The sequence below is a fragment of the Enterococcus sp. C102(2024) genome (genome assembly GCF_040888205.1).
GTDB classification, from domain to species: Bacteria; Bacillota; Bacilli; order Lactobacillales; family Enterococcaceae; genus Enterococcus; species Enterococcus faecalis.
Genome location: NZ_JBFOHH010000001.1, coordinates 1 through 24245 on the forward strand (window position 1 = coordinate 1; position 24245 = coordinate 24245).

Below are 24245 nucleotides of genomic sequence, written 5' to 3' on the forward strand. Positions count from 1 at the left end.
TAACATATGAAATATCATGAGTATGTGCTTCTTTCAGCTATGGAGAGTTGTCCGAGAGGCCGAAGGAGCATGATTGGAAATCATGTAGGCGGTAAACACTGTCTCAAGGGTTCGAATCCCTTACTCTCCGTTTCATATTTACAAACTGGCCCGTTGGTCAAGCGGTTAAGACACCGCCCTTTCACGGCGGTAACACGGGTTCGAGTCCCGTACGGGTCATTTATTTTAATAGTAACATTCCTTTTTGGAGGTTTAGCTCAGCTGGGAGAGCACCTGCCTTACAAGCAGGGGGTCAGCGGTTCGATCCCGTTAACCTCCATTACTCGGTTGGTTCCGTGGTGTAGGGGTTAACATGCCTGCCTGTCACGCAGGAGATCGCGGGTTCAAATCCCGTCGGAACCGCCATTTAATGTTGTTACTTGAAAATTATTTGAACAAGCTTTTGTTTTAGGCGTGGTAGCTCAGTTGGTAGAGCAACGGATTGAAGCTCCGTGTGTCGGCAGTTCGACTCTGTCTCACGCCATTTATGGAGGAATAGCGAAGTGGCTAAACGCGACGGACTGTAAATCCGTTCCTTAGGGTTCAGTGGTTCGAATCCACTTTCCTCCATTTTAGGGGCATAGTTTAAAGGTAGAACAACGGTCTCCAAAACCGTTGGTGTGGGTTCAATTCCTGCTGCCCCTGCCATTTAATTATTTAATAGATACACTTTTTAAGATTACGGCGATCGTGGTGAAGTGGTTAACACACCAGATTGTGGCTCTGGCATTCGTGGGTTCGATTCCCATCGGTCGCCCTTTGTAATTTTATTGGGGTATAGCCAAGCGGTAAGGCAACGGACTTTGACTCCGTCATGCGTTGGTTCGAATCCAGCTACCCCAGTTTTTTTGTAACAAAAATGGAATATGGCGGTATAGCCAAGTGGTAAGGCAGAGGTCTGCAAAACCTTCATCACCGGTTCAAATCCGGTTACCGCCTTCCAAAATATCTTGCCGGCGTGGCGGAATTGGCAGACGCGCTGGACTCAAAATCCAGTTCCTTCACGGGAGTGCCGGTTCGACCCCGGCCGCCGGTATAAAAAAGACTGTTAAATCAATGATTTAACAGTCTTTTTTGTTTATTATTTTCTCGAATACATAAAAAAACCATCTCAAAAAAATGAGATGGAAAGTTAAGTGAGAGAGTGATAAGTATAGTGCGAATAAATACAAGGGTTACAGAAGAATGTGGGGGTTCTGCATCATCGTCATTAAATGTTCCTGCAGTAGGAATATGAATTTCTGTCATATTATATTCAATAACTTGAACTGTGATGATTACAACAGTTCCAATGATTGCTAACATAGTAGTCATACTTTCACTCCTCTCTTAATTTTAAATAAAAGTACTTAACTGATTGACTAGAGACTAAAAATATACATCAACATGAACGTTGAGCTTTAGCACTATACAACGTAAAGATCACTCTTAGCTATTTTGAGAAAAGCCTTCTCCTCGACCAGTCTTGTTCTACTCATTGGTGTCTCTCGACATTTCTGAGCAATAGCCTATGTTTGTATAGGAGCCTCACCTAACTTATTACAAAGAAATAATAGTCTTTTAAGTAACTCTTTGTCAAGACATAAGCAGAAGTCAAAACAGTTCTATTTACAAATGAATGCGACGAACCATTTCTTCTGTTATTTGTTCTACAATATCAATGGTTGTTTTTGGCGAACGTTGATTTCTGGGGATATCGATTGAGTAAATTTTGGCAATACGACCAGGATTTGCATCCATTAATACAACCCGATCAGAAAGTTGGACTGCTTGTTGAACGTCATGCGTGATCATTACAATTGATTTAGTCGCAATTTGATTGTTTAACCAAATTTCTAATAAATCGTTGGATAATTGGCTGGCTGTAATGATATCTAAAGCTGAAAAAGGTTCGTCTAAGAGCAATAAACTAGGTTCGATGGCTAAAGCACGAGCAAAGCCTACACGCTGTTTCATTCCACCAGATAACTCTCTGGGATATGCTTTTTCAAAACCAGTTAAACCAATCATTTCAATGAGATTACTGACTCTTTTATTTATTTGTTCGCGAGAAATTTCTTTACGGTTTTCTAAGCCAAAGCTGATATTTTTTTCAACTGTCAACCAAGGAAAAAGGGCAAAATGTTGAAAAACCATGCCGATATTGGCATCAGGCTCATTAATGATTTTATCTTCAAAAGTAATTTCACCTCTAGTTGTACGAAGAAGTCCAGCGATACTTCTGAGCAACGTTGATTTTCCTGTTCCTGATTGTCCGATAATACTTAAAAATTCATTCGTTTTAACTGTTAAATCAATATTTTCAAGGACTTTTAAATGTTCTGAATGTCCTTCAATTTCAAATTCTTTATATACTGATTTTATGCTTAATAATTCTTTATTTTCCATCGTCTTATTAGATAGGTCAAGGGAAATAACCTATCGTTCTCCTCTCTAGTTTATCTTAAAAATTTAGTCGAGTTGAGTCGTCCAGCTATTAATAGTGAAATTTTTGTTTTGCTGCTCGATATAAAGGTTGCCAAACAAAGGCGATACATAAACCAACAACGAAACACATCGCTAAGGTTCCTAAGGCAGATTTATCTTTTACACCATCGTTTGCCGCAATATATTGTCCTAGGCCAGTAACATCTATTGATTTTTTGCCCCATTGAATGCTTTCTGCTGCGATATCAGCGTTCCAAGCAGCACCAGCAGCGTTAATAATTGCTGTAATGAGGTAAGGTAAAATAGAAGGGATCAAAAATTTTGTCCACCATTGCCATTTAGATAATTTAAAAAGTTTGGTTACGTCACGAATATCATCAGGGATGGCTAAGTAGCCAGCAATTACATTAAAGAAAAAATACCATTGGCAACCAACCATGATGAGTGGTAAAATCCACCATTCTAATTTGTTGAAGCCCATACTAATAATCAACACAATGAATGGAGTATAAACATTTGACGGAATGGAGCCTAAAATTTGTCCAATCGGTTGAACGATACTTAAGCGCCGATTATCATTCGCAACCCAGATTGCTAAGGGAGTAAAGATAATGCCAGCAACGACCATAGCCAAGGTAACCCGTAGCGTAGTATAAAGTGTTAATCTAGGAATCATGCTGAAATCTTGATGGGGCAAAAAATGATAGAGCTTAATAGAACAATAAACCCCAATAATGGTTAAGCTGACATACCATAATGTTTTGAAGAAATGGCGTAATTTTGCTAGTAATCGATAGAGATAGTCTAGCTTGAAAAAGTACCAAACTTTTGGTAAATCGTAAATCCAAAAATGACTGAATTTCACAAAAGCTTTTGAAAAGTATTTTGTTAAAGTTGCTTTTTTTAATAAATGATAAATGATGGATTTAGGTGGCGTCGTACTTTCGACATCTGTTTCATATTTAAAATAATAAGTGGCTCGAACTAAAGGTTGAAAAACTAAAAAGTTTAAAATCACCACATTGATTAATAAGGCAAAAACAGCCCATAAACAGGATTTAAAGTCGGCTCGATTTAATGCTACTTGGATATAAGAACCAATTCCTGGTAAATAAAGGTTGGTTTCTTTAGGAAAGGCAACAGAAGCTTGCTCACTAGCCACCAAGGCAAACCAAGCCGCAGTTTGAGAAATAATAACGTTCCAAAGTAAGCCAGGAATTGAGTAAACAAATTCAAGACGCCAAAATTTTTCCCAAGCATTGTACTTGAACTGATCGGTCACATTGACTAGATCTGAAGGAATAACTTCCATTATTTGATAAAGGGTCAACATGATGTTCCAAGCTTGACCTGTGAAGATGGCAAAAATAGCAACCGCTTCTGCGCCCATCACATTTCCTGGAAATAAACCAAGTAACCAAGCAGTTGTAAAGGTCAAAAAGCCTAGTAATGGAACAGATTCAAGGAAATTAACTAATGGTAAAATGACTCTTCGTGCCGTTTTATATTTTACGGCTAAAATGCCAAAAACAAAGGAAAACAGGAAGGACCAAGCCATGCCTACAATCATTCGAAACATGGTTCGAATTGAAAAGTAAAAAAGATTTGATGGAGATAAGAAATCATCTGTTTTACTTGGTGTTGCGAGGAATTCTTCTGAGGGCAGGGTGTGAAGAGGGCGATTCATTTTTAGCCAAGAGAAGACGATGATAAAAATGAAAATGCCTAAAATGATGAGCAAGGTGAGATTCCCGATACTTTTAGCAAGTAGGGTATTTTTCTTAGATGATGCAGTGACAGCTTTCAATTTAAAAACCTCCAATTAATCATATTAAAGAGGTCGCCGAATAAAAGAAGAAGATTATAGGGTAATCACAATAATTGAGCTTTGGCTTTCTGAGACGTAAGAAAAAAATTCTAGTTATCTTAGGAAAGCCTTAATTCGACAATCCCTGCTTTACTCGTTACTGTCTCTCGACATTTCCGAGCGATAACCTGTGTTCTTCAGAGTAACCTCACCTAATATGATTCTATTTGATTTACATGCTTATCATACTCGTGACTAAAAATAAAACAATTTCTAGCTGGTTATACCTGAATGACTGTTTGTTGTTATTCTATTCAATCATTCTTAAAAAGATTGCCCACATTCTGTTTTTTTAGGGGGAAATTATCAGATGAGTATGTTATGTAACCCAAGGTGAATAGCATAGGATGTTGTATTTTTAGTTTGTCTCGTTTACTGTTAAAGATGTAAGTAGTAACTATACGTGAATGGATAAAATTTTGGGAGGTAGTGTATTGAAAACAAAAGTGATAGTAATTAGCGGTGTGACAGCAAGTGGAAAAACGACACTCATTAATGCTTTATCTGATACTGTTGAAAATGCTTATGTACTTTCATTCGATGATTATAGTATTGATGCTTTGCCATCGGCACCATCCCATGCTTTTTTATTAAAAAATTTCAACGTTGCAGTCAATTTATTCGATATTACCCAGTTAATGAAAGACTTTTTTTCTGTGAATGCTCAAGGCAAATTTAACTATATTTTTATAGACTTTCCATTTGGCTATTTACACGATGATTTGAAGCCTTTTATTGATATTGTGATCTACCTGAAAACGCCATTAGATGTTTGTTTTGCTCGCCAAGTGATTAGAGATTATTCTTATTCTCAAGGAGAAAGTATTATTAAGTGGGCCCATAACTATTTAAATAATGTTAGACCACTATTTATAGAACATGAAAAAAATGTATCAGCAAGTTCAGACTATCTTTTAGATGGCACATATAGCGTAGATGAACAAATAAAAAAGATAAAAAAATTAAAAGTAATCTAGCACCTATATGAAACAACAAAGAAATTTGTTCAGAAGAAAGGAAATTATGATGATTATTTGGTTAAACGGTGCGTTTGGAGCCGGAAAAACGACCATTGCACATGAGTTACAACAAAAACTTCCCAATGCAATCATTTATGATCCAGAAATTATTGGTAGTGCATTGATGGAGTTAATTCCCGAAGAAATGAAAGAAAATGATTTTCAAGAGTATCAGGAATGGCGTTGCTGGAATGCTCATTTATTAAAACGAATGTCCAAAGAGTCTGGACGGCCGATTATTGTTCCAATGACCCTTTATAAAAAGGAATATGAAGAATAGCTGATTGGATATCTGAGACGAGCAGGCATTGACGTTTACCATTTTTTGTTAGCGGTCGAGAAAGAAGAAATTTTACAAAGATTATTGAAAAGAAATGATGGAACTTTTGAATGGGGAAAAAATAAGTTGCCCGAAGTACTTGAAGGTTTTCGTCAGATTCAGTTTACCGAGATTTTTAGAAATCATTCAGCTGACACGACAGAAATTGTAGCAACCATTCTTAATAGAGTAACCGAATAAAAACAAAATAAGGGACCTAAGCTGAAATGACTTAGGTCCCTTATTTTCTACTTCTTAAGATAATCAACTACTAGCTATCCTAATTTCTTCAAACTTTAAGATCGCACATTTACGACAACCTATTTTTACACTGTCAAAATTTTCTTTCAAGTCTTGCATTTTGTTATTTTTAGCAGTATATTTTAGGTGTACCTAAAATATATTAGAGGTTAACCTTCTGATAGAGGGGCCTTTTAAAATTATTGCAAAACGAAAGAAGGAATTGAATTGAAAAATTCAGAAGAACATGAACCAAAGCAAAGACATCATTTGATTGAATATGCAAATGGTCCTTCGCTTGAAGAAATTAATGGCACCATTGACGTGCCTAAAAATATGAGTTTTTGGAAAACGTTATTTGCTTACTCAGGTCCAGGAGCATTGGTAGCAGTGGGGTATATGGATCCAGGAAACTGGTCTACTTCAATTACTGGGGGACAAAATTTTCAATATTTATTGATGTCGATTATTTTAATTTCCAGTTTGATTGCAATGTTGCTCCAATATATGGCTGCTAAATTAGGTATTGTTTCACAGATGGATTTAGCACAAGCGATTCGTGCTAGAACTAGTAAGACGTTAGGTATTGTATTATGGATTTTAACAGAGTTAGCAATTATGGCTACAGATATCGCTGAAGTTATCGGGGGCGCAATTGCCTTATATTTATTATTTCATATTCCTTTAGGGCTGGCTGTCTTCATTACGGTATTTGATGTTTTACTTTTGTTGTTATTGACAAAAATTGGTTTTAGAAAAATTGAAGCTATTGTTGTTGCTTTAATTGTTGTTATTTTTGTGATTTTTGCTTATCAAGTGGCATTGTCAAATCCAGTATGGGGAGATGTAATTAAAGGGCTGGTTCCTAGCGCAGAAGCTTTTTCTACATCACATGCGGTGAATGGGCAAACGCCACTGACAGGTGCATTGGGGATTATTGGTGCAACAGTGATGCCTCATAATTTGTATTTACATTCTTCTGTTGTACAAAGTCGTAAAATTGATCGTAAAGATAAAACCGATATTCAACGCGCTTTACGCTTTTCAACTTGGGATTCTAATATTCAATTAACGATGGCATTTTTTGTTAACTCTTTGTTATTGATTATGGGTGTGGCCGTTTTTAAATCCGGCAGTGTCAAAGATCCTTCATTCTTTGGTTTGTTTGATGCTTTATCAAATCCAGCGGTTATGAGTAATTCTATTTTAGCGCATATTGCAGGTTCTGGAATTTTATCAATTTTATTTGCGGTAGCCTTATTGGCATCAGGACAAAATTCAACAATTACAGGAACCTTAACTGGTCAAATTATTATGGAAGGGTTTATTCATATGCGCGTACCAATTTGGTTACGTCGGATGGTCACACGTTTGTTATCTGTTATTCCTGTCTTAATTTGTGTTTTAATGACCAGCGGAAAAAGTACAGTGGAGGAGCATATTGCGATTAATAATTTAATGAACAATTCACAAGTTTTTCTAGCATTTGCTTTGCCATTTTCGATGTTGCCTTTACTGATGTTTACAGATAGCCGTGTTGAAATGGGTGAACATTTTAAAAACTCGTGGTTAATTAAATTGTTAGGCTGGGTTTCTGTCATTGGCTTAATTTACCTCAATATGAAAGGCTTACCTGATCAAATTGAAGGATTTTTCGGTGATAATCCGACAGCGAGTCAAATTACGTTAGCCGATAATATCGCCTATGTCATCATAGCACTCGTCATCCTCTTGTTAGTTTGGACGGTTGTGGAATTATATAAAGGCGATAAACGATATGCACAGCAGCTTGCAGCTATGGAGCAACAAGTAGAGGAGGTTAAATAATGAAATTTTCAAAAATTATGGTTGGTGTTGAAGAGTCGCCAGATGCGTTAAAAGCATTTCATTATGCTATCCAAAAAGCAAAAGAAGAACAAGCTGAATTGGTTATTGTTTCGATTTTAGAAGAGAAAGAGATTAATGTTTATCAATCGTTAGATAAAAATTATTGGCAAGAACAGTTGGCGAAATTAGAGAAACAAACGGAAAAATATCAACAAGAAGCGTTAGCGAATGGCATCGATAAAGTAAGTGTAATTGTCAATGAAGGAAACCCAGGGGAATTAATTATTAATAAGCTTATTCCTTTGAATAAACCAGATTTGTTAATTATTGGCTCCAAGTCAACTAGCAAATTAAAAAGCTTTTTTGGTAGCCAAGCAGCTTATATGGCTCGATATGCCCCAATTTCTGTAATGATTATTCGCTAACAAAATTGAAACAGTTAAAAAAGCCGCCACGATTTACTATTCGTGGTGGCCTTTTTATAGTAATTTTTGTTTATATAAATAAACAGCCAAACTTAGTTGTAGCGAACTATCAGGGAATTCTAGAGTTAAGTGAAGAATCTCTTCTATTTTTTTTAAGCGGTAAATAATTGTATTACGATGTACATACATATTTGTGGCAGTCAACGAAATATTTTTATTCGACTGAAAGTAGGTGTTGATGGTTTCTAGTAGGGAACTTTCATGTTTTTGATCTTCTTTTTCCAATGGTTCAATTAATCGTTGATATATTTTTTGTTTGGCTTGTTTGGTCAGGGTTTCGATCATTAAACGATAAAAAAAGAGGTCGTCATAATTCAAAATAGTTCGTTGTTGTAATTCTTGACTTGCTTGTGCTAAGTGGAATGTTTCTTGTGCTAATTTATAAGAATCACACAGATTGGTGATTTTTTTGACAGTTGGCCCAATCGCTAATTTAAATGATAATTTTGGATTCAGTTTCATTAATTGCTCTAGTAAATTCTTGGCAAGATGAGTGGTTTGTGCAAGGTAGGTGGCTTCCTCTTGTGCTGGATTTTCTAGTAATAAAATAAAGCCAGTTTGTGTAGGAAAGGCAGTAATTTTTTGTCGATATCCTTCTAAAATATGATTCAATTGATGGCCAATGCTATTCATTTGAATAGTCGGATTAAACAGTTGTTCCAATTGTTCAATGGCTACAAGCAAGAGACTAAATGTATCTTTTTCATTTAATTGCAGATAATTACTAAATTCTTGCCAAGCTTGAGGATTGGTATTTTTTTCTTGGATAAGGTCTTGAAACAGCGCCCCGATCTTTTGCCTCGTTGTTAAATTTTCCGAAGATTCTAATTGAAGTTGTGGTAAAAGGTAGTGAGCACAGACCTCCACAGATAATAAATCAATCGTCTGTAATTTTTTGGTAGTTTGCCAAATCACTAAGTAAGATAAGCTGAGATTTTTCTTTTTGATGGGTAAAATTCGTAAAGATAACTGATGGTTCGCTAAGGAAAATTCAACAGTCAATGGTTCTTTATAAAATAATAGGAGCTCATTGTTCTGGGCTTTTAAAGCTGTCTCAAACTGTTTTTTGAGAGTCGCGTTGTTTAAAATACTGGTGATTCTTGTTGGCGCATCAGGTAAATCAAAATGATTCATAATCTGAAAACGCTCGTCTAAAAGCATTACAGGCGCTTGAATCGCGGCACTTAATACTTCTAGTAATTGGGTACTTTTTCCGCCAGCTTTGATAATTGTATAAAATTTATTATGCATATGAACAGAATGTTGGCTAATCGTTTCGTCAGGTTGATTGACTCGGCGATTGACCAATGAAATAATTTGAGAAAAGTTGTAATTATAAGGGATTGAGAGAATTGGTAATCCGACGTCATTCGCTAATTGGATCATCTCTTGTGGAACTTCATTGAAATAGCGTTGGACTTTAAAGCCTAGAGCAGCGCAGTTCATATTTGCTAGTTCTTGAATAAGACGTTTTTGCAAGCAAGGCTGATCTTTGAAAATATAGCCGGTAGTTAATAAAATTTCTCCTGGCGTTAACCAGTCAAAAGCATCAGGATTTTCTAAAATATTTGCTTGTAGAATTGGCGCATCTAAATTGGTCTCGTGCGTCAATAAGGTTAAACCAGGTAGTTCTTCTGCATGGAGTAGATCATTGACCGTCATCATTAGCAAGGCCTCCTTTTGTATGAATTATCTAAAAATTAAGTGTATTTATTGTAAGATGTTACAAAACTATTTTAGGGAAAATAAGGTATCCTTATACTAATAGAAAAAAGTTCCAAGTCATTACGTGATTGGTAGTCACAAATGACCAAATAAGAACAATCAGCGCTTACAACCTATAGAAACGCATCGTTTAAAGATATAGCAATAGTATACTTAATTTTTAATGCTTTTACTATTGTTTCAGCTACTTTAAATTTCTCAAGTATTTCTATAATCTGTAAGTTTTTTGAGACTCTTATCAGATATGCTTCTTTTTCTATATTTTGTCAGAAAATTCTGGTAACTTTGAAGGTTATAGTTTGTAAAATGGAGGGATCGGTATGAAAAAATTAAAAATGTTAGGATGCGTCGGTTTGCTTTTAGCTTTAACGGCTTGTCAGGCGGGAACGGGAAACTCGGCTGATAGTAACAAAGCAGCGGAACAAAAAATTGCAATTAGTTCTGAAGCGGCTATTTCGACAATGGAACCACACACAGCGGGGGATACGACCTCGACTTTAGTCATGAATCAAGTTTATGAAGGACTCTATGTTTTAGGTAAAGAAGATGAATTAGAGTTGGGGGTCGCTGCCGAAGAACCAGCGATTTCTGAAGATGAAACCGTTTATACATTTAAGATTAGAGAAGATGCCAAATGGTCGAATGATGATCCAGTAACAGCAAATGACTTTGTTTATGCATGGCAACAAGTTGCTTCCCCTAAATCAGGGTCGATTCATCAAGCGTTATTTTTTGATGTCATTAAAAATGCTAAGGAAATTGCCTTAGAAGGCGCAGATGTGAATACTCTTGGGGTTAAGGCGCTAGATGATAAAACGTTAGAAATAACTTTAGAGCGGCCTACCCCTTATTTGAAATCATTACTTTCGTTTCCTGTTTTGTTTCCACAAAATGAAAAATATATCAAAGAACAAGGGGATAAATATGCCACTGATGCAGAACATTTGATTTATAATGGTCCTTTTAAATTGAAAGAATGGGATAATGCCTCTTCTGATGACTGGACCTACGAAAAAAATGATACGTATTGGGATGCTGAAAAAGTTAAATTATCAGAAGCAAAAGTTTCAGTAATTAAGAGCCCAACGACAGCGGTGAATTTGTTTGACTCGAATGAATTGGATGTAGTGAATAAGCTAAGTGGTGAATTTATTCCTGGTTATGTTGATAATCCAGCCTTTCTTTCAATTCCTCAATTCGTCACATACTTTTTAAAAATGAACAGTGTTCGTGATGGAAAAGAAAATCCGGCTTTAGCGAACAACAATATTCGTAAAGCGTTGGCACAAGCTTTTGATAAAGAAAGTTTTGTAAAAGAAGTCTTGCAAGATCAATCCACGGCTACAGATCAAGTAATTCCGCCGGGACAAACGATTGCGCCAGATGGAACAGATTTCACAAAACTAGCTGCTAAGAAAAATAACTACTTAACCTACGATACAGCGAAAGCAAAAGAATTCTGGGAAAAAGGGAAAAAAGAAATTGGGCTGGATAAAATCAAATTAGAATTTTTAACAGATGATACAGACAGCGCCAAAAAAGCTGCTGAGTTTTTCCAATTTCAATTGGAAGAAAATCTAGACGGATTAGAAGTGAATGTTACTCAAGTTCCTTTTACTATTCGTGTTGATCGTGATCAAACGAGAGACTATGATTTAGAATTATCTGGTTGGGGAACCGATTATCGTGATCCATTAACAGTTATGCGCATCTTTACTTCGGATAGTACCTTGGGCGGCGTAACGTTCAAGAGTGATACGTATGATCAATTAATCCAAGAGACTAGAACAACACATGCGGCTGATCAAGAGGCTCGTTTAAATGACTTTGCTCAAGCACAAGATATTTTGGTGAATCAGGAAACGGTTTTAGCACCAATCTACAATCGAAGCATTTCTGTATTAGCTAATCAAAAAATCAAGGATCTGTATTGGCATTCATTTGGACCTACGTACAGTTTAAAATGGGCTTATGTTAACTAATTGAATGAAGGTAGGAAGGGGTTTGTCATGCTTTTAAAAAACTGTAAATTAGAAACAGGATTTTCTACTGTGAATCAGCGAATTGTTGCGACAGAAACAGCTAGCTATGATATTCGAATTGAAAACGAGGTCTGTACTGCGGTCGCACCGAAGTTAAGGCCTTTAGAGAACGAAACAGTTATCGATGTGAATCAGCAACTCGTTTTACCTGCTCTAAGAGAAATGCATATTCATATTGATAAAACGTATTTTGGGGGACCTTGGAAGGCCTGTCGTCCACTAACGAAAGGAATTTTAACACGTATTGAAGAAGAAACTTGGCTGTTACCTGAACAATTACCAACTAGTTTAGAACGTGCTTGCCAAGTTATTGAGCAGTATATTCAACAAGGCCATTATCATATCCGCAGTCATTGTAATTTAGATCCATCTATTGGAACGAAACATATTGAAATTACTAAAGAAGCATTTAGTCGATATGAACAATACATTACTCATGAAATTGTGGCTTTTCCTCAACACGGATTACTCCGCTCACAAGTCGAACCTTTGATGCGCGAAGCCTTACGCATGGGGGCAACTCATGTCGGCGGCGTTGATCCAGCCCTTGTGGATCGTCATGTGGACCATTCAATCGCAAAAATATTTGAATTAGCTACCACATTTAATAAAAAAATTGATGTTCATTTACACGCCCGTGATACTTTGGGACTTTATGAATTTAATAAATTTGTTGATTATACAGAACAAGCAAAGATGTTTGGCAAAGTCACTTTAAGTCATGCTTTAGCCTTAGGGGGCTTAGAAGAAGAAGCAATTAGAGACATTGCGCAAAAATTCATCGAAACAGGTATTGATTTGACTTCGACTGTACCAATTGGAATGCCCACCATGCCGATTCCAACCTTGGTTGAACAAGGTGTTAAGATCTCCGTGGCTCATGACAGTTTGACGGATCATTGGTCGCCTTTTGGCAGTGGCAATACAATAGAAAAATTAAATACAGCCGCTCAAAGATTTAAAATTAGCGATGAGTATCGCTTGAATCGTTTATGGGGCTTAGCGAGTAATTTTGTAACGCCTCTTGATCCTAACGGGCAGCGAGTTTGGCCTAACGTCGGCGATTCTGCAGATTTCCTACTATTTAATGCTGAGAGCACTGCTCACGTGATTGCACGCCAACAGCCAATCCAACAACTGATACTAAAAGGACAACTGGTTGAAGCCGTTCAAAAGGGGGAAAGAGAATGACAGCATCCATTGTTTATTTGAATAATGTTCGTTTAGAAACTGGTTTTGCTAAAGACTACCACGAATTAACGTATACTAAAACCGCACGCTATACTTTAGCGATTCAAGAAGGGAGAATCCAAGCGATTATTCCGCAAAATCAAGTCACTGAAAAGCAACAAGGCACTGATTTAAAAGGACAACTGGCTATTCCCACTTTTCAAGAGAGCCATAATCACTTAGATAAAACCTACCTTTCATTAGGCTGGCGTGCTAGCCAACCTGTTAAGAATTTAAAAGAGCGTTTAGCAGACGAAGCCAGTGAACTTAAATTGTTAGCTCCGTCAACAGAACAACGAGCGACGGCCATGATTGAAAAATTGATTGGGTATGGAGCCTCTTATATTCGGACACATGTCAACATTGATCCTTATGTAGAATTAGAAAACTTCTGGGGCGTCAAAAGAGCCTTAGAAAAATATGCGCATGTGATTGATTATGATATTGTTGTTTTTCCACAGCATGGATTATTAAAAAATCCCCACACGGTTTTACTCATGAGAGAAGCCCTAAAAAATGGTGGAACAATGGTTGGCGGTTTAGATCCTGCAGGTATTGATTATGCAATTGAAGAATCTTTAGAAACCATTTTCGATCTGGCAGAAGAATTTCAAGTAGGAATCGATATTCACTTGCATGATACGGGGGAAGTGGGTGTTTATACAATTGATAAATTTTTAGACATTTTGGAAGAACGAAAATTTACTCAGCGAACAGCTATCAGTCACGCCTTTGCGCTGCTAGATGTACGACCAGCAGAAAAAGAAAAACTATACCAACGCTTGGCAACGCATCAAACGGCGATTATGTCTACAATTCCCTATGATCCTCGTTATTTATTGCCACCAATTGATGTGTTACGCCAAGCTGGTGTATCGGTTCATTTAGGTAGTGATGGCTTTTTTGACTCTTGGAGTTCTAATGTTTCAGGTGATTTATTTGAAAAATTACGTAATTTTTGTGAAATGACAGGAAAGATTACAGAAGAGCAACTTACTCAAGCTTACGTCCATGGCTGCGGCAAAGAAGCACCTTTTTCATTTGAAGAAGAACGCTTTTGGTTTACAGAAGGCGACGAAGCAAACTTTATTTTTACAGAAGCAGCTTCTACAGCAGAAGTGATTGCTAGAAAACCACAGAAACGCCAGATTATGTTGAAAGGACAATGGGTTTAACTTGCTTTAAAATTAGGTAGAAATAGAATGCTAAAAAGCCAAACAGAGGAAACAGGGTTCAGCTCTGAGCAACGCATAGTGTCAGTCCTGCGGTTACTCGTCACAGTTTAATCCTTATAAAGTGCTTCTGCTCACAACGTGTATCAGCTTTTCAAGTTTGTTTGACTCACTTTAACATAGCACTTTTGCGTATCTTCCTTTATAATAAGACAAAATGAAGGAGATGAACCAAGCATGACTGAACAAACGAGAGAAAACAAAAAAGCAGCCTACGAATTGTGCTTACAACAATTGAGCGGTTTGTTAGAAATAGAAACGGATGCTATTGCAAATTTAGCAAACTCATCCGCGTTACTTGCACAAACATTACCAGATACCGTTTTTGCTGGGTATTATTTATATAAAGATGAAGAATTAGTTTTGGGGCCTTTTCAAGGGAAAGTCTCTTGTACCAGAATTAAAATGGGCAAAGGTGTCTGTGGTGAGTCCGCGGAAAAACAAGCTACATTGATTGTTGATAACGTGAAGACACACGCCAATTATATTTCTTGCGACTCAGCTGCGATGTCTGAAATCGTTGTACCGATGGTAAAAAATCATCAATTGGTCGGTGTTTTAGATATTGATAGTGGTGTAACAAATAGCTATGATGCGGTTGACCAACTGTATTTGGAAAAATTTGTTACCTTATTGCTAGAAAAATCAGATTTTTAAGCAGACTATTTTTGCTTTCTGACAAATCATGAGAAAATAAAGTATAAAATTTGATCATGAAAGAAGGTGAGTCATTTGTTAGAGCTATATATAAATTTTAAAGGTGAAGCAAAAGAAGCAATCGCGTTCTATGAAGATGTTTTTGATACAAAATGTCAAAATTTAATGACTTTTGGCGAAGCACCTGAAGATCCTGAGCATCCTATAAACGACGAGATAAAGGATTTAGTGATGAACGCAAGTATCATTATTGAAGGAACCTATGTAATGATTTCAGATGTTCCTGATATGTTTGGTTTTGAAGTTACGGAAGGAAATAACCTTTCGCTCGTGGTTAGCACAGATGATGATGAAAAAATTGATCGCTTATTTAAACGATTATCTGAAGGTGGCACTGTTACAATGCCATTATCTGAAACTTTTTGGTCCGAAAAGTATGGTTCCCTAAAAGATCAGTTTGGCATCCATTGGATGTTTAATTATTATGAAGAAAATTAAAATAAAAAATCCCCAATCCGTTATTTTCATTGGATTGGGGATTTTTTATTCATGAAAGAATTGCTTCTTAGCGATTTGATACTGCCGTTGCTTTTCTGTCCAAAATTGCTGATCGTTTTCATCAATTTTGCGAATGACTTTTGCTGGATTACCCCCAACAATCGTGTTGGCAGGAACGTCTTTTGTAACCACAGCACCAGCAGCAACAATAGCGTTTTTTCCAATTGTAACGCCAGGTAAAATGGTGGCACTTCCGCCAATCCACACGTTATCTTCAACAATAATTGGCGTACCGAATTCTAATTCTGCAGTTCGAATCGTTGGATCAATTGGATGGCCGGCAGTATAAAAACTAGCACGAGGGCCAACCATGACATTATCACCGAAGATGATTTTGTTTACATCTAAAAAAATGCAATCCATATTTGCATAAAAATTTTCTCCTACCTCAATATGGCGACCGTAATCTACATGGAGGGGTGGGGTGATATATAACTCATTGCCAGTTTTTCCTAATAATTCTTTTTCTAGGGCCACAATTTCTTTCACATTATCGATAGGAAGTTGATTGATTTTTTGAGCTAACACCTTGCCTTTTGTTGATTTGTTTTCGGGTAAAATGGTGGGGGCGTAATATAATTCACCTTTTAACATTTGCATATAATCAAAGTCATTTTGTTTCATGTAAGCGCTCCTTTAGGCTTTTTCTCTATTGTATCAAATCAATACAATAAGTCGAGGAATATGTAAAATAAAAAAGGACAGATAGCAAAATAGCCTTGCTTATCTATCCTTTACCTAAGGTTATCCAATTTTTTTAACTCTCCCGCCAATTTTATCTGCTAATTTTTGTGCTTCTTTTTCAGAGTGGTAAACTAAACAACCTGATTTATCTCGCGTACGTTTACCATCTGCAGTTAAATAGCCATGAAAAAATTTGATTGCATACATAGACATCACCACCTTTCTAATTGAAAATAGTGTAAATGGAGCGATTAAAAATGTCAAATAATAGAAGTGCTCTTAACCATTCTTATCTTTTTTAGTTCGAAGATAATCTTGGTTAAGAGCACCATTTCACTTAATAAATTAGTTTGAAACGGGTCGTTGAGTGAAATTCCTGTTCAGGTGAGAGGGTGATAGAACCGAACAACGGAAATCTTTCAGCACCAGGACAGACTTGGGTTTCAAATGTGAGCGCTCCGTGATTGACTAATTTTTGCCCTTGAATATCGGGACCGTTATCAGCAAAATTTGCTGAAAAAATAACAACTGAAGGTTGATCAGTGAACATTTCTAAGGTGATATCTTTAGTAGGACTTTTTAAGATAACATCTGGGTTAATTAAATCATGATTGGTTAAGATGAAAGGGTGATCGAAGCCGTTCATCTTTTGGATTTGTTCATCGTTACTTGAAAAAACCTCAGCTAATTTTTTAGGTTTTTGTAAATCAAAAGCTGTCTGGTCAACGGAAGCTAATTCTCCAAGCGGTAAAACTCTTTCATCAAGCGGGACATACTTTTGGGCATTTATTTGTAACTCATGCGCATCAATGGGGATTGCGGGATTTCCAGTTAAATTAAAGTAGACATGATTGGTTGGATTAAAAAGTGTTTGTTCATCTGTAGTTGCCTGATACTCAATTTGCCATTCATTTTCTTCAGTCAATGTATACGTGACTGAAACAGTGAGATTTCCAGGAAAACCATTTTCACCAGCAGGACTCTCTAGCCAAAATTTCACAGAAGGATTCACTTGTGCCTCTTGGATTTCGCTGTGCCATTTTTTACTTTCAAACCCAGGTGTGCCACCGTGAAGTGTTGTTTGAGTAGGAGTATTAATCATCGTTTGATACGTTTTACCCGCTAGTTCAAAGGAGCCATCGGCAATTCGGCCAGCTGTTCGACCAATTGTTGCACCAAAATATACGTCTTTAGACAAATATTCATCTGCTGAGGGAAAGCCTAGCACGAGTGATCGGGATTCATTTTTTGTAAGAGGAACGTCGAGCGCAACAATTCGCGCACCAAAATCTGTTACTTTTAAAGTCACACCATTTTTATTCGTCAGTGTGTAAAGAAGCATTCCTTGTCCAAATGATTCAGTTGAAATAGTCAAAATAATCAATCCTTCCTTCAAGTAAATATTTAGTAAATTTAACTTTGTTGTTTAGATTATTTAAATAGTCAAAAAGAAACACTAAGAAAATAAATCTTTATTTAATTGTATTGTACACGTTTTCAGACGAAATGACAATTAAGAAAATATTAAGTAAATATTTGCAAAAGTTTAGTAAATATTATACAATTTGTTTACTAGTGAAAGGAGCGATTAGTGATGGAAGAACTGTTAATGAATCGATTTGTAGAAATATTTGGTGAGAAAGGGACAGCCTGTTATTTTGCCCCTGGAAGAATTAATTTGATTGGTGAACATACAGATTACAATGGCGGTCATGTTTTCCCAGCGGCTATTACGTTAGGGACATTTGGTGTGGCAAGAAAAAGAGACGACCGAAAAATTCGGATGTTTTCTGATAATTTTAAAGAGGTTGGTCTCATCGAATTTTCATTAGAAGATTTAACCTATTCAGATTCAGATGATTGGGCAAATTATCCTAAAGGTGTTTTAAATTACTTGATTGAAAGCGGACACAATATTGATTCTGGCTTAGATGTGCTCTTCTACGGTACGATTCCTAATGGTGCTGGCTTGTCTTCTTCTGCTTCTATTGAACTTTTAATGGGGACGATCTGTAATGATTTATATGCTTTACACTGTCCAATGCTTGAATTGGTGCAAATCGGTAAAAAAGTGGAGAATGAATTTATTGGCGTTAATTCAGGAATTATGGACCAATTTGCCGTGGGGATGGGAGAAAAAGATCAAGCTATTCTACTGGATACCAATAATATGCACTATGAAATGGTTCCCGCCAAATTAGGTGAGTATACGATTGTTATTATGAATACTAACAAACGTCGTGAATTAGCAGATTCAAAATATAATGAACGCCGTGCAGAATGCGAAGAAGCCGTTCGTTTGCTTCAAAAAGAGTTATCTATTGAATTTTTAGGTGAATTAGACAGCGAGACATTTGAACAATATCAAGCATTGATTGGAGATCCAACGTTGATTAAACGAGCGCGTCATGCCGTCACAGAAAATGAACGAACTTTATTGGCAAAACAAGCGCTAACTGAAGGGGATTTGGAAGAATTTGGCTTATTATTAAATGCCTCACATCGTTCGTTAAAAGAAGATTACGAAGTAACTGGCATTGAGTTAGATACCTTAGTGGCTTGTGCGCAAGAACAACCAGGCGTTTTGGGCGCACGGATGACTGGTGCAGGGTTTGGCGGTTGTAGTATTGCTTTGGTACCAAAGCAAAATATAGATGCATTTATTGAAGCTGTTGGCCAGAGTTATCAAGATAAAATTGGCTATGCTGCTGATTTTTATCCTGCATCAATTGATGATGGTGCCAGAAAGTTATTTTAGAAAGGAAGGCTTTAAATGTCTATTTTAGTATTAGGTGGCGCAGGCTACATTGGCTCACATGCCGTCGATCAATTAATTTCAAAAGGATATGCCGTTGTGGTTGTTGATAATTTATTAACGGGGCATCGTTCAGCAGTTCATGAACAAGCGACTTTCTATGAAGGCGATATTCGTGATAAAGCTTTTTTACGTAGTGTCTTTGAAAAGGAATCAATTGAAGGGGTGTTGCACTTTGCGGCCAATTCTTTAGTAGGAGAATCCGTGGAGCAACCGTTAATGTATTTCAATAACAATGTTCACGGCACTCAAATTGCCTTGGAAGTCATGCAAGAATTTGGAGTGAAACATATTGTTTTTTCTTCCACAGCGGCCACTTATGGCGAACCAAAAGCAATGCCTATTACAGAAGAAACCCCAACGAATCCTAAAAATCCGTATGGGGAAAGTAAATTAATGATGGAAAAAATCATGAAATGGTGCGACAACGCTTATGGAATGAAATATGTTGCTTTGCGTTATTTTAATGTTGCGGGAGCAAAAAAAGATGCCTCAATTGGTGAGGATCACACGCCAGAAACGCATATTGTGCCAATTATTTTACAAGTGGCATTGGGCCAACGAGCAGAGCTAAGTATTTTTGGGGATGATTATGATACACCAGATGGCACGTGCATTCGAGATTATGTTTATATTGAAGACTTGATTGCAGCACATATTTTGGCTTTAGAATACTTGAAAAATGGCGGCGAAAGTGACGTCTTTAACCTGGGAAGCAACAACGGCTATTCTGTTAAAGAAATGTTAGATGCTGCTCGCGAAGTGACAGGCCAAGAAATTCCTGCGACAATCGCGCCACGCCGAGCAGGGGATCCTAGTACGTTAATTGCTTCTAGTGAAAAAGCCAAACGAGTTTTAGGCTGGCAACCAGAAGTAACTGAGGTCAAGGACATTATCGCCACCGCTTGGCAATGGCATGTGAAACATCCTCAAGGCTATAATGAATAGGAGAACATCAGATGATGAAAGAAAGTAGTAAATGGATTGCTGCATTTGTAGAGATAATCATAGAAAATGGCGATTGGACGGAAACAGACCGCTATTATTTGACGAATCGGATTGCCAAACTAGTTGGCTGTGATTTTTTTGAACAACCAGAAGTGGTTGCTTGTGAGCAAGAACCGTTGCGTGTGGTGGAACATCTTTTAAATATTGCACAAGCCAATCACCAAATCGATGACTCAATTACGGAAGCAGAACAACTAGAAGCGGAGTTAATGGATTTTATTACGCCGACCCCAACCACTATTAATCGGAAGTTTATGGACTATTATCAAGAGTCTCCACGAAAAGCAACGGATTATTTTTATCAGTTATGTAAAACGAATAACTACATTAAAACGAAAGCAATCGCCAAAAATATTATTTTCCCAATGGACTCACCCTATGGTAAACTAGAAATTACCATTAACTTATCGAAGCCAGAAAAGGATGCTCGAAAAATTTTGGCTGAAAAGAAAATGAGTCAAAAAAAATATCCAGCGTGTATGTTATGTATGGAGAATGAAGGCTATTATGGTCGTGTGAATTATCCAGCACGGACAAACCATCGGATTATCCGACTAAATTTAGAGGACGAAGCTTGGGGCTTTCAATATTCGCCATATGCTTACTATAATGAGCATGCGATTTTCTTGGACCAACAACATCGAGAAATGAAAATCGAGAAAAAAACGTTCCAGCGGCTCCTTAAAATTACGGAGTTATTCCCTGAATATTTTGTGGGCTCTAATGCAGATTTACCAATTGTTGGTGGTTCTATTTTATCTCATGATCATTACCAAGCAGGACGTCATACATTTCCAATGGATTTAGCACCAATGGAAAAAAGATTTTCTTTGAAAAAATATCCTGAGATAACTGCGGGTATTTTAAAATGGCCGATGTCTGTGATTCGTCTTCAAAGTGATCATCAAGAGGAACTCGTTGAGGCGGCCGAATTAATTTTGACCAAATGGCGCAATTATTCTGATGAACGAGTCTCAGTTCGGGCCTATTCAGAAGATGGCACACCGCATCATACGATTACGCCAATTGCTCGACGCAAAGGGTCATTATTTGAATTGGATTTAGTTTTACGAGATAATAATGTTTCGGAGGAATTTCCAGATGGCATTTTTCATCCACATCCAGAAGTACAACATATTAAGCAAGAAAATATTGGCTTAATTGAAGTAATGGGACTAGCTATTTTGCCACCAAGGCTGGCACAAGAATTAAGAGAAGTCGAAAAGTATTTATTAAAGCAACCCAATCAAATTGCTGAAAGTCATCGAGCTTGGGCGGATGAACTCAGTCAGCAAACCATCACTGAAGCCAATGTCAAAGAAGTGATCCAACAAGGAATTGGGACAATTTTTGTTCAAATTTTAACAGATGCCGGCGTCTTTAAACGTGATGAAGAAGGCCGTCGTGCTTTTGAACGATTTATTCAATGTATTGAAAATGATTAATTTGAGGTGAGGAACATCGTAACCATTAAAGATATAGCAGAGCAAGTCGGTGTTTCTTCAGCGACAGTTTCGAGAGTTTTGAACTATGATGAAACATTATCAGTTAGTGATGAAACGAAGAAGAAAATATTTGAAACAGCAGAAACGTTAAATTATAAAAAGCGAGCCAGAAAAAAACAAGCAGGCAAAAAGAAAATTCGGTTTGTCCAATGGTTCAGCGATCCAGAAGAACTGGATGATATTTACTATTTATCGATTCGTTTAGGTGTTGAAAAGCGGGCAGAGGAATTGGGTTTTCTTTTAGTCAAAGAATCTCTGACAAACCTGTCTCAAAAAAGATTTGATGGGACAATTGCCCTAGGAAAATTTGATGAAAAGCAAGTGGCGGCCTTAGCCGCCTTAGGCGCACCTCTTCTATTTGTAGACTTTGATGCAATGGCTTTTGGCCAAAACTCCATTGTTGTTGATTTTGCTGGAAGTGTTAAAACAATTGTGCAAGAATTTTTGGCGCAAGGGCATCAGAAAATTGGTATACTTTCTGGGCAAGAATATACGAAAGAGTCCCACGTGGCATTGGTTGATCCACGTTTTGTCGCTTTTAAAGAAACCTTAAAAGATCTGGACCTTTATCATCAAGAATGGGTTGTCGAAGCAGCTTTTTCTGTTGAAGAAGGCTATCAAGCGATGAAAGACTTTATTGAAAAAGCGGACACTCGTCCAACCGCTTTTTTCGCTGCAAGTGATACATTGGCGATTGGTGCAATGCGGGCGTTACAAGAAGCAGCCATTCGTGTGCCAGAAGATATTTCTATCATTGGTTTTAATGATATTAGTGTCGCAAAATATGTTTCACCCACATTAACAACAGTTAAAGTTCATACTGAATGGATGGGTGAGCTAGCCGTTGAGACAATGAAAGAGTTATGCTTGAATACCCCACCAGTTCCTAGAAAAATTATTGTCGGAACGGAATTCATTCAGCGAGATTCAACGAAACATTCATCAAAATAACAGCAAAACTTGGAGAGTTTTTTCCAAGTTTTTTGCTCTTTTCTGCTGGTTTTCAACAATCAAGAAAATGGAGGGAAACAGATGCAACCGAAATTAATTATTTTACGTGGTAATTCTGGTAGTGGTAAAACAACGATAGCTAAAGCGCTTCATCAGTGTCTTAAAGAACAATCGTTATTGATTTCTCAAGATGTGGTGCGCAGAGAAATGCTTCGTGTTAAAGATGAAACAGGTAATCTAAGTATTGCTTTGTTAAAACAGTTGGTAGCTTTTGGGTATCAAGAATGCCAGTATGTGATTGTTGAAGGGATTTTTCAAAAAGCCATTTATCATTCCTTTTTTCAGGAAATAATTCATCTCTTTGAAGGAAACGTTCAGGTTTATTATTTTGATCTTTCTTTTGAAGAAACGCTGAAAAGACATAGCCAGAGAAACAAGAATCAAGAATTTGGTGTCGTGGAAATGAAACGTTGGTGGCTACCAGAAGATTATTTAGGGTTTCCGGGAGAACAGCGGTTATCTGAACAACTGTCTGAAAAGCAGATTATCAGGCAAATTTTAGCAGATATTCAGTAGTAAGTGCTGCGCTTTTTAGAGAAATGGATGTTGTGGTATGATAAAAAAGAAGGAGTGGTTTCAATGGATTACCAAGAACGATTAAAAAATTTACCACCTGAAGTCATGACAGCTTTTTCAGAATCATTTATTTTTTTAATCAGTAACGATAAAGTTCAACATTTCCCTGCTCGAGACTTAACGCAAGCTGAAATGATTCAACGAGTGAAAGAGAAATTAGGTGAAGCGGTGACGTGGTCCTTATGGCAAGGGTTCGTTATTGCTGTTAATTCAGAAGAAACATGTGTTGCTGTTTTGCCCAAATATCATCAACTCGATGGTTTTTGAAAATGAATAAGGGAGCGAAGAATTATTCGCTTCGTTGTATAAAATGAAAACGTTTTTTGGGAGGGAAGGCTGATGTCTGAGCTAGTGGTTATTAGAGAAATGCAAGAGAAAGATATCTTAGCGCTGGATACTCAAGGAGGTCGGGACAGAACTGTTTAACTCCGAGAAATAAGAAGAAATTTCCGGAAATTGTTCTTTAATTTTTGGAGAATTTTGCTTATTTCCGAAGGAGTTGGTTCTGTTTCCGCCGTTTATCAGGTTTTGCTCCACGCTCGCCAAGAGATTTTAATGAACTATTTAGAAGAACAATTAGTCAAGCAACGAACGGTTTTTGTAGCGGAGAAAAAGGCAACGCTGTTAGGTTATGTGACGTTACTGCCATTAGCTAAGGAAGGACCTTTTAAAAATTTATATCCTGAAATAGCTGATTTCAATGTATTCTTACCATTTCAAAAACAAGGAGTGGGGCGGTTATTATTAAATCGTGCAGAAAATGTTGCCAAAAGTTATGCAGATACTGTTTCTTTGGGAGTAGGCCTGCATCCTGGTTATGGTGCAGCGCAAAGATTATATATCAAACAAGGATATGTGCCAGATGGTTCAGGAGTCTGGTTTCAAAATAAGCAGCTGAAACCAAACGATCGGTGTGTTAATGATGATGAGTTAGTTCTTTATTTATCGAAAAAACTATAGAGTAGCCAAAGTAATACTC

22 protein-coding genes, 11 tRNA genes, 2 pseudogenes and 2 riboswitches are annotated in these 24245 nt (G+C 37.1%); of the genes and pseudogenes, 28 read left to right on the top strand and 7 right to left on the bottom strand.

What is annotated here, in order from left to right:
- Window positions 1-41 precede the first annotated feature (41 nt).
- The 11 genes from AB3I34_RS00005 to AB3I34_RS00055 all read left to right on the top strand — a co-directional run bounded on the left by AB3I34_RS00005 (window position 42) and on the right by AB3I34_RS00055 (window position 1075).
- Window positions 42-130: transfer RNA gene (locus tag AB3I34_RS00005), tRNA-Ser, on the top strand.
- A gap of 17 nt (window positions 131-147) precedes the next feature.
- Window positions 148-219 (top strand) — tRNA-Glu (locus AB3I34_RS00010).
- A gap of 27 nt (window positions 220-246) precedes the next feature.
- Window positions 247-319, top strand: a tRNA-Val gene (locus AB3I34_RS00015).
- 10 nt (window positions 320-329) lie between these two features.
- Window positions 330-405, top strand: a tRNA-Asp gene (locus tag AB3I34_RS00020).
- Between the two features lie 45 nt (window positions 406-450).
- Window positions 451-523, top strand: a tRNA-Phe gene (locus tag AB3I34_RS00025).
- Between the two features lie 5 nt (window positions 524-528).
- Window positions 529-609 (top strand) — tRNA-Tyr (locus AB3I34_RS00030).
- A gap of 4 nt (window positions 610-613) precedes the next feature.
- Window positions 614-687 (top strand) — tRNA-Trp (locus AB3I34_RS00035).
- Between the two features lie 36 nt (window positions 688-723).
- A tRNA-His gene (locus AB3I34_RS00040) sits at window positions 724-796 on the top strand.
- A gap of 14 nt (window positions 797-810) precedes the next feature.
- Window positions 811-882, top strand: a tRNA-Gln gene (locus tag AB3I34_RS00045).
- Between the two features lie 25 nt (window positions 883-907).
- Window positions 908-978, top strand: a tRNA-Cys gene (locus tag AB3I34_RS00050).
- Between the two features lie 13 nt (window positions 979-991).
- A tRNA-Leu gene (locus AB3I34_RS00055) sits at window positions 992-1075 on the top strand.
- A 17-nt stretch (window positions 1076-1092) separates the two neighbouring features.
- On the opposite strand, the gene AB3I34_RS00060 is transcribed toward AB3I34_RS00055, so the two are convergent.
- The 3 genes from AB3I34_RS00060 to AB3I34_RS00070 form a co-directional block, all read right to left on the bottom strand.
- A complete protein-coding gene (locus AB3I34_RS00060; RefSeq protein WP_002382058.1) occupies window positions 1093-1353 on the bottom strand; it encodes a hypothetical protein in 261 nt (86 codons plus the stop codon).
- A gap of 64 nt (window positions 1354-1417) precedes the next feature.
- A riboswitch (M-box (ykoK) riboswitch) is annotated at window positions 1418-1585 on the bottom strand.
- Between the two features lie 62 nt (window positions 1586-1647).
- On the bottom strand, window positions 1648-2427 hold the full coding sequence (locus tag AB3I34_RS00065; protein WP_002360638.1) for an ABC transporter ATP-binding protein: 780 nt from the start codon (window positions 2425-2427) through the stop codon (window positions 1648-1650).
- 88 nt (window positions 2428-2515) lie between these two features.
- Complete coding sequence (locus AB3I34_RS00070; RefSeq protein WP_002384764.1) at window positions 2516-4288, bottom strand: ABC transporter permease subunit; 1773 nt, start codon at window positions 4286-4288, stop codon at window positions 2516-2518.
- Between the two features lie 44 nt (window positions 4289-4332).
- A riboswitch (M-box (ykoK) riboswitch) is annotated at window positions 4333-4500 on the bottom strand.
- Window positions 4501-4740: 240 nt separating this feature from the next.
- Here AB3I34_RS00070 and AB3I34_RS00075 point away from each other — a divergent pair.
- The 4 genes and pseudogenes from AB3I34_RS00075 to AB3I34_RS00090 all read left to right on the top strand — a co-directional run bounded on the left by AB3I34_RS00075 (window position 4741) and on the right by AB3I34_RS00090 (window position 8163).
- Entirely contained in the window at window positions 4741-5310 is a 570-nt protein-coding gene (locus tag AB3I34_RS00075; protein ID WP_025189345.1) for an adenylyl-sulfate kinase, read from the top strand.
- A 46-nt stretch (window positions 5311-5356) separates the two neighbouring features.
- A pseudogene (locus tag AB3I34_RS00080) lies at window positions 5357-5872 on the top strand (AAA family ATPase).
- A gap of 267 nt (window positions 5873-6139) precedes the next feature.
- Window positions 6140-7738 (top strand): Nramp family divalent metal transporter, encoded by a 1599-nt coding sequence (locus AB3I34_RS00085; protein WP_002382010.1) that lies wholly within the window; start codon window positions 6140-6142, stop codon window positions 7736-7738.
- Window positions 7738-8163: a universal stress protein gene (locus AB3I34_RS00090; protein ID WP_002358161.1), complete on the top strand. Its 426-nt coding sequence runs from the start codon at window positions 7738-7740 to the stop codon at window positions 8161-8163. Before AB3I34_RS00085 ends, AB3I34_RS00090 begins: the two co-directional genes overlap by 1 nt.
- A 54-nt stretch (window positions 8164-8217) precedes the next feature.
- On the opposite strand, the gene AB3I34_RS00095 is transcribed toward AB3I34_RS00090, so the two are convergent.
- A complete protein-coding gene (locus AB3I34_RS00095; protein ID WP_002358159.1) occupies window positions 8218-9888 on the bottom strand; it encodes a PucR family transcriptional regulator in 1671 nt (556 codons plus the stop codon).
- Between the two features lie 380 nt (window positions 9889-10268).
- Here AB3I34_RS00095 and AB3I34_RS00100 point away from each other — a divergent pair, with 380 nt between their 5' ends.
- From AB3I34_RS00100 to AB3I34_RS00120, 5 genes are all read left to right on the top strand, one after another.
- Window positions 10269-11930 (top strand): peptide ABC transporter substrate-binding protein, encoded by a 1662-nt coding sequence (locus AB3I34_RS00100; protein WP_010712269.1) that lies wholly within the window; start codon window positions 10269-10271, stop codon window positions 11928-11930.
- Window positions 11931-13181 carry an amidohydrolase family protein gene (locus AB3I34_RS00105; RefSeq protein ID WP_025189347.1) on the top strand — a complete coding sequence of 417 codons (1251 nt, stop codon included), beginning with the start codon at window positions 11931-11933 and terminating at the stop codon, window positions 13179-13181.
- On the top strand, window positions 13178-14395 hold the full coding sequence (locus AB3I34_RS00110; protein ID WP_010712271.1) for an amidohydrolase: 1218 nt from the start codon (window positions 13178-13180) through the stop codon (window positions 14393-14395). The genes AB3I34_RS00105 and AB3I34_RS00110 overlap by 4 nt, the downstream gene beginning before the upstream one ends.
- 234 nt (window positions 14396-14629) lie before the next feature.
- Window positions 14630-15109, top strand: a complete 480-nt coding sequence (locus tag AB3I34_RS00115) for a GAF domain-containing protein (RefSeq protein ID WP_002360627.1) — start codon at window positions 14630-14632, stop codon at window positions 15107-15109.
- A gap of 66 nt (window positions 15110-15175) precedes the next feature.
- The gene (locus AB3I34_RS00120) at window positions 15176-15607 is read left to right on the top strand and encodes a VOC family protein (RefSeq protein WP_025189348.1); all 432 of its coding nucleotides are present in this window, start codon (window positions 15176-15178) and stop codon (window positions 15605-15607) included.
- 45 nt (window positions 15608-15652) lie between these two features.
- Here the strand turns inward: AB3I34_RS00120 and AB3I34_RS00125 are convergent, their stop codons facing one another.
- The 3 genes from AB3I34_RS00125 to galM form a co-directional block, all read right to left on the bottom strand.
- On the bottom strand, window positions 15653-16291 hold the full coding sequence (locus AB3I34_RS00125; protein ID WP_002379300.1) for a sugar O-acetyltransferase: 639 nt from the start codon (window positions 16289-16291) through the stop codon (window positions 15653-15655).
- Window positions 16292-16411: 120 nt separating this feature from the next.
- Complete coding sequence (locus tag AB3I34_RS00130) at window positions 16412-16558, bottom strand: hypothetical protein (RefSeq protein WP_002384758.1); 147 nt, start codon at window positions 16556-16558, stop codon at window positions 16412-16414.
- A gap of 130 nt (window positions 16559-16688) precedes the next feature.
- Entirely contained in the window at window positions 16689-17747 is a 1059-nt protein-coding gene (gene galM / locus AB3I34_RS00135) for a galactose-1-epimerase (RefSeq protein WP_025189349.1), read from the bottom strand.
- A gap of 198 nt (window positions 17748-17945) precedes the next feature.
- Here galM and AB3I34_RS00140 point away from each other — a divergent pair, with 198 nt between their 5' ends.
- The 8 genes and pseudogenes from AB3I34_RS00140 to AB3I34_RS00175 all read left to right on the top strand — a co-directional run bounded on the left by AB3I34_RS00140 (window position 17946) and on the right by AB3I34_RS00175 (window position 24226).
- Window positions 17946-19109, top strand: a complete 1164-nt coding sequence (locus AB3I34_RS00140) for a galactokinase (RefSeq protein WP_010712274.1) — start codon at window positions 17946-17948, stop codon at window positions 19107-19109.
- A 15-nt stretch (window positions 19110-19124) separates the two neighbouring features.
- Window positions 19125-20114 (top strand): UDP-glucose 4-epimerase GalE, encoded by a 990-nt coding sequence (galE, locus tag AB3I34_RS00145; protein ID WP_010710165.1) that lies wholly within the window; start codon window positions 19125-19127, stop codon window positions 20112-20114.
- Window positions 20115-20128: 14 nt separating this feature from the next.
- Entirely contained in the window at window positions 20129-21619 is a 1491-nt protein-coding gene (gene galT, locus AB3I34_RS00150; RefSeq protein ID WP_025189350.1) for a UDP-glucose--hexose-1-phosphate uridylyltransferase, read from the top strand.
- A gap of 6 nt (window positions 21620-21625) precedes the next feature.
- Window positions 21626-22630: a LacI family DNA-binding transcriptional regulator gene (locus AB3I34_RS00155; protein WP_002369677.1), complete on the top strand. Its 1005-nt coding sequence runs from the start codon at window positions 21626-21628 to the stop codon at window positions 22628-22630.
- Between the two features lie 9 nt (window positions 22631-22639).
- On the top strand, window positions 22640-23206 hold the full coding sequence (locus AB3I34_RS00160; protein WP_002395825.1) for a kinase: 567 nt from the start codon (window positions 22640-22642) through the stop codon (window positions 23204-23206).
- A 27-nt stretch (window positions 23207-23233) separates the two neighbouring features.
- Window positions 23234-23533: a hypothetical protein gene (locus AB3I34_RS00165; protein ID WP_002390034.1), complete on the top strand. Its 300-nt coding sequence runs from the start codon at window positions 23234-23236 to the stop codon at window positions 23531-23533.
- A 72-nt stretch (window positions 23534-23605) separates the two neighbouring features.
- A pseudogene (locus AB3I34_RS00170) lies at window positions 23606-23668 on the top strand (GNAT family N-acetyltransferase); the annotation flags it as partial.
- Window positions 23669-23794: 126 nt separating this feature from the next.
- A complete protein-coding gene (locus AB3I34_RS00175) occupies window positions 23795-24226 on the top strand; it encodes a GNAT family N-acetyltransferase (RefSeq protein WP_153873047.1) in 432 nt (143 codons plus the stop codon).
- The last annotated feature ends 19 nt before the right edge of the window (window positions 24227-24245 follow it).

Coding starts and splice junctions, on each gene's coding strand:
- AB3I34_RS00060 (WP_002382058.1), bottom strand. CDS start 1,353: ATGACTACTATGTTAGCAATCATTGGAACTGTTGTAATCATCACAGTT.
- AB3I34_RS00065 (WP_002360638.1), bottom strand. CDS start 2,427: ATGGAAAATAAAGAATTATTAAGCATAAAATCAGTATATAAAGAATTT.
- AB3I34_RS00075 (WP_025189345.1), top strand. CDS start 4,741: ATGGATAAAATTTTGGGAGGTAGTGTATTGAAAACAAAAGTGATAGTA.
- AB3I34_RS00090 (WP_002358161.1), top strand. CDS start 7,738: ATGAAATTTTCAAAAATTATGGTTGGTGTTGAAGAGTCGCCAGATGCG.
- AB3I34_RS00095 (WP_002358159.1), bottom strand. CDS start 9,888: ATGATGACGGTCAATGATCTACTCCATGCAGAAGAACTACCTGGTTTA.
- AB3I34_RS00100 (WP_010712269.1), top strand. CDS start 10,269: ATGAAAAAATTAAAAATGTTAGGATGCGTCGGTTTGCTTTTAGCTTTA.
- AB3I34_RS00110 (WP_010712271.1), top strand. CDS start 13,178: ATGACAGCATCCATTGTTTATTTGAATAATGTTCGTTTAGAAACTGGT.
- AB3I34_RS00115 (WP_002360627.1), top strand. CDS start 14,630: ATGACTGAACAAACGAGAGAAAACAAAAAAGCAGCCTACGAATTGTGC.
- AB3I34_RS00125 (WP_002379300.1), bottom strand. CDS start 16,291: ATGAAACAAAATGACTTTGATTATATGCAAATGTTAAAAGGTGAATTA.
- AB3I34_RS00130 (WP_002384758.1), bottom strand. CDS start 16,558: ATGTATGCAATCAAATTTTTTCATGGCTATTTAACTGCAGATGGTAAA.
- AB3I34_RS00140 (WP_010712274.1), top strand. CDS start 17,946: ATGGAAGAACTGTTAATGAATCGATTTGTAGAAATATTTGGTGAGAAA.
- galE (WP_010710165.1), top strand. CDS start 19,125: ATGTCTATTTTAGTATTAGGTGGCGCAGGCTACATTGGCTCACATGCC.
- galT (WP_025189350.1), top strand. CDS start 20,129: ATGAAAGAAAGTAGTAAATGGATTGCTGCATTTGTAGAGATAATCATA.
- AB3I34_RS00165 (WP_002390034.1), top strand. CDS start 23,234: ATGTTGTGGTATGATAAAAAAGAAGGAGTGGTTTCAATGGATTACCAA.